Below are 5,501 nucleotides of genomic sequence, written 5' to 3' on the forward strand. Positions count from 1 at the left end.
TACGTTAAGTCCGGCGGCGTCCTACTCTCCCACAAGGTCCCCCTTGCAGTACCATCGGCGCTGAGAGGCTTAGCTTCCGGGTTCGGAATGTGACCGGGCGTTTCCCTCTCGCTATGACCACCGGAACACTCTCGACCAGATCATACATTGGTCTCAAAGCTGTCCCGACTACCACCCTCCGTGAAGAGGGCAGAGCGGTGTATTCAGTTTCGATTCCCGATCGTCTGTCGGGAACCACAAAGTGGACGCGAGCCCGTGCAACAAGTGCACGGAAATCAGTGTGTTATCAAGTCTTCGGCTTATTAGTACCGGTCAGCTCCACGGGTCGTTAGTCCCCGCTTCCACATCCGGCCTATCAACCCAGTAGTCTGCTGGGAGCCTCTCACACTCAAGGTGCATGGAAATCTCATCTCGAAGACGGCTTCCCGCTTAGATGCTTTCAGCGGTTATCCGGTCCGAACGTAGCTAATCAGCGGTGCCCTTGGCAGAACAACTGACACACCAGAGGTTCGTCCATCCCGGTCCTCTCGTACTAGGGATAGATCTTCTCAAATTTCCAACGCGCGCAGCGGATAGGGACCGAACTGTCTCACGACGTTCTAAACCCAGCTCGCGTACCGCTTTAATGGGCGAACAGCCCAACCCTTGGGACCTACTCCAGCCCCAGGATGCGACGAGCCGACATCGAGGTGCCAAACCATGCCGTCGATATGGACTCTTGGGCAAGATCAGCCTGTTATCCCCGAGGTACCTTTTATCCGTTGAGCGACAGCGCTTCCACAAGCCACTGCCGGATCACTAGTCCCGACTTTCGTCCCTGCTCGACCTGTCAGTCTCACAGTCAAGCTCCCTTGTGCACTTACACTCGCCACCTGATTGCCAACCAGGTTGAGGGAACCTTTGGGCGCCTCCGTTACTCTTTGGGAGGCAACCGCCCCAGTTAAACTACCCATCAGGCACTGTCCATGAACCCGATCAGGGTCCTACGTTAGACATCCAAAGTGACCAGAGTGGTATTTCAACAATGACTCCACGAACACTAGCGTGCCCGCTTCACAGTCTCCCACCTATCCTACACAAGCCACTCCGAACACCAATACCAAACTGTAGTAAAGGTCACGGGGTCTTTCCGTCCTGCTGCGCGTAACGAGCATCTTTACTCGTAGTGCAATTTCGCCGAGTTCGCGGTTGAGACAGCTGGGAAGTCGTTACGCCATTCGTGCAGGTCGGAACTTACCCGACAAGGAATTTCGCTACCTTAGGATGGTTATAGTTACCACCGCCGTTTACTGGGGCTTAAATTCAGAGCTTCGCCCAAAGGCTAACCCTTCCTCTTAACCTTCCAGCACCGGGCAGGCGTCAGTCCGTATACATCGTCTTGCGACTTCGCACGGACCTGTGTTTTTAGTAAACAGTCGCTTCCCACTGGTCTCTGCGGCCTTCAACGCTCACGGAGTAAATCCGGTCACGTGTCCGGCCCCCCTTCTCCCGAAGTTACGGGGGCATTTTGCCGAGTTCCTTAACCACGATTCTCTCGATCTCCTTGGTATTCTCTACCTGACCACCTGAGTCGGTTTCGGGTACGGGCGGCTGCAACCTCGCGTCGATGCTTTTCTCGGCAGCATAGGATCACTGATTTCCCCTTACGGGTACGCGTCGGATCTCAGGCATACAGACGACGGATTTGCCTATCGTCAGCCCTACATCCTTACACCAGGTTCACCTTACGGATACCATCGCCTGGCTCAGCTACCTTCCTGCGTCACACCTGTTCATACGCTAACCGCACCAGCATGGGGTCGAGCGTTAGACCGGCCACCATCACCCCGAAGGGATCCGGTTGTACCGGGTTAGGACTCTTAGCACCACTGGATTAGCTTGGGCGGTTGTTCGCCGGTACGGGAATATCAACCCGTTGTCCATCGACTACGCCTGTCGGCCTCGCCTTAGGTCCCGACTTACCCAGGGCGGATTAACCTGGCCCTGGAACCCTTGGTCTTTCGGAGGACGGGTTTCTCACCCGTCTTTCGCTACTCATGCCTGCATTCTCACTCGTGTAGCGTCCACGGCTGGATCACTCCGCCGCTTCACTCGCCACACGACGCTCTCCTACCACTCCGCACGACTGAACCACGAAGGCTTGTCTATAGTGCGAAATCTACAACTTCGGTGGTGTGCTTGAGCCCCGTTACATTGTCGGCGCGGAATCACTTGACCAGTGAGCTATTACGCACTCTTTCAAGGGTGGCTGCTTCTAAGCCAACCTCCTGGTTGTCTGTGCAACTCCACATCCTTTCCCACTTAGCACACGCTTAGGGACCTTAGTTGGTAGTCTGGGTTGTTTCCCTCTCGACGATGAAGCTTATCCCCCACCGTCTCACTGCTGCGCTCTCACTCACCGGCATTCGGAGTTTGGCTGACGTCAGTAACCTGTTGAGGCCCATCGGCCATCCAGTAGCTCTACCTCCGGCGAGAAACACGCAACGCTGCACCTAAATGCATTTCGGAGAGAACCAGCTATCACGAAGTTTGATTGGCCTTTCACCCCTATCCACAGCTCATCCCCTCCATTTTCAACTGAAGTGGGTTCGGTCCTCCACGACGTCTTACCGTCGCTTCAACCTGGCCATGGATAGATCACTTCGCTTCGGGTCTAGAACATGCGACTCAAACGCCCTATTCAGACTCGCTTTCGCTACGGCTGCCCCTCACGGGTTAACCTCGCCACATATCACTAACTCGCAGGCTCATTCTTCAAAAGGCACGCCGTCACCCCTACTAAGGAGGCTCCGACGGTTTGTAAGCAAACGGTTTCAGGTACTATTTCACTCCCCTCCCGGGGTACTTTTCACCTTTCCCTCACGGTACTTGTCCGCTATCGGTCATCTGGGAGTATTTAGGCTTATCAGGTGGTCCTGACAGATTCACACGGGATTTCTCGGGCCCCGTGCTACTTGGGATACACATCCGGCCATAACACCATTTCGTCTACGGGGCTGGCACCCACTACGGCCCGGCTTTCAAACCGGTTCGACTATGATGCGCTGTAACCGTCCCAGTCCGGCAGAACTGAGTGACGTGTCCCACAACCCCGACCATGCAACGCCCGCCGGCTATCACACATGATCGGTTTAGCCTCATCCGCTTTCGCTCGCCACTACTCACGGAATCACATGTTGTTTTCTCTTCCTGTGGGTACTGAGATGTTTCACTTCCCCACGTTCCCTCTACCCGCCCTATATATTCAGGCGGGAGTCACCAGGTCGCAAAGCGCCTGGCGGGGTTTCCCCATTCGGAAATCCTCGGATCGAGGCTCGATTATCAGCTCCCCGAGGCTTATCGCAGATTTCTACGTCCTTCATCGGCTCCAGATGCCAAGGCATCCACCGTTTGCTCTTAGAAACTTGACCACAAAGATTAAAATTGCGATCCAACGTCACACCAGACCAACCCGAAGGTTGATCATGGATGACGCGAATCAAAGATGCTCGCGTCCACTGTGTAGTTCTCAACATACGATCGGCACCAGCACTCCCCCACCACAACAGTAGGTTCACCCTGGCCCGACGAAGGACCCGTAGGCCCAACCCCCACCACCACTCACGTGACAGTAGGAAGCCTGGTCCCTCAGGACCCAACAACGTGCACCAGCCAGCAGCTCCACCCTCGACCCGTCCCAACCCTGCAAGCAGAGCGTACTGAGGTCGGAAGCATCACTCCCAACTGCACTGTCAATGTTCCACCCATGAGCTACCCGTCGGACACGTTCGGTCCGAAACAGGCGCCTGGACCAGCAACCAACCACCCATGATGGGCGACCAGCACTGACCAGATGCTCCTTAGAAAGGAGGTGATCCAGCCGCACCTTCCGGTACGGCTACCTTGTTACGACTTAGTCCTAATCACCGATCCCACCTTCGACGGCTCCTTCCACAAGGGTTAGGCCACCGGCTTCGGGTGTTACCGACTTTCATGACTTGACGGGCGGTGTGTACAAGGCCCGGGAACGTATTCACCGCAGCGTTGCTGATCTGCGATTACTAGCGACTCCGACTTCATGAGGTCGAGTTGCAGACCTCAATCCGAACTGAGACCGGCTTTTTGGGATTCGCTCCACCTTACGGTATCGCAGCCCTTTGTACCGGCCATTGTAGCATGCGTGAAGCCCAAGACATAAGGGGCATGATGATTTGACGTCATCCCCACCTTCCTCCGAGTTGACCCCGGCAGTCTCCTATGAGTCCCCGGCATAACCCGCTGGCAACATAGAACGAGGGTTGCGCTCGTTGCGGGACTTAACCCAACATCTCACGACACGAGCTGACGACAACCATGCACCACCTGTACACCGACCACAAGGGGGCGACCATCTCTGGCCGTTTCCGGTGTATGTCAAGCCTTGGTAAGGTTCTTCGCGTTGCATCGAATTAATCCGCATGCTCCGCCGCTTGTGCGGGCCCCCGTCAATTCCTTTGAGTTTTAGCCTTGCGGCCGTACTCCCCAGGCGGGGCGCTTAATGCGTTAGCTACGACACAGAAACCGTGGAAAGGTCCCTACATCTAGCGCCCAACGTTTACGGCATGGACTACCAGGGTATCTAATCCTGTTCGCTCCCCATGCTTTCGCTCCTCAGCGTCAGTTACGGCCCAGAGATCTGCCTTCGCCATCGGTGTTCCTCCTGATATCTGCGCATTCCACCGCTACACCAGGAATTCCAATCTCCCCTACCGCACTCTAGTCTGCCCGTACCCACTGCAAGCCCGAGGTTGAGCCTCGGGATTTCACAGCAGACGCGACAAACCGCCTACGAGCTCTTTACGCCCAATAATTCCGGACAACGCTTGCACCCTACGTATTACCGCGGCTGCTGGCACGTAGTTAGCCGGTGCTTTTTCTGCAGGTACCGTCACTTTCGCTTCTTCCCTACTAAAAGAGGTTTACAACCCGAAGGCCGTCATCCCTCACGCGGCGTTGCTGCATCAGGCTTTCGCCCATTGTGCAATATTCCCCACTGCTGCCTCCCGTAGGAGTCTGGGCCGTGTCTCAGTCCCAGTGTGGCCGGTCACCCTCTCAGGCCGGCTACCCGTCGTCGCCTTGGTGAGCCATTACCTCACCAACAAGCTGATAGGCCGCGAGTCCATCCCCAACCAAAAAATCTTTCCACCACCAGACCATGCGGCCAGTGATCATATCCAGTATTAGACGTCGTTTCCAACGCTTATCCCAGAGTCAGGGGCAGGTTACTCACGTGTTACTCACCCGTTCGCCACTAATCCACCCAGCAAGCTGGGCATCATCGTTCGACTTGCATGTGTTAAGCACGCCGCCAGCGTTCGTCCTGAGCCAGGATCAAACTCTCCGTAAAAAAATACAGACCCAACACCCGAAGGCATCAGACCGAGTTGATTCTGACTGTTGACTGTCTACTGACAATCTTCAATCCAAAAGGAATTGCTTCATGACCCAGTCAGCAAGCCGACCAGGCACGAGGTCAATCAATA

Annotated in this window: 3 rRNA genes; all 3 read right to left on the bottom strand. The window is 55.5% G+C overall.

Features of this window, described 5'->3' with window-relative positions:
- Positions 1–8: 8 nt before the first annotated feature.
- Positions 9–125 (bottom strand): 5S ribosomal RNA (gene rrf, locus HP445_RS00065).
- A 157-nt stretch (positions 126–282) separates the two neighbouring features.
- A 23S ribosomal RNA gene (locus tag HP445_RS00070) occupies positions 283–3,410 on the bottom strand.
- Between the two features lie 433 nt (positions 3,411–3,843).
- Positions 3,844–5,365, bottom strand: a 16S ribosomal RNA gene (locus HP445_RS00075).
- The 16S, 23S and 5S rRNA genes sit together here, the layout of an rRNA operon.
- Positions 5,366–5,501 lie beyond the last annotated feature (136 nt).

It is taken from the genome of Curtobacterium flaccumfaciens (assembly GCF_013359815.1).
In the GTDB taxonomy this organism is placed as follows: domain Bacteria; phylum Actinomycetota; class Actinomycetes; order Actinomycetales; family Microbacteriaceae; genus Curtobacterium; species Curtobacterium flaccumfaciens.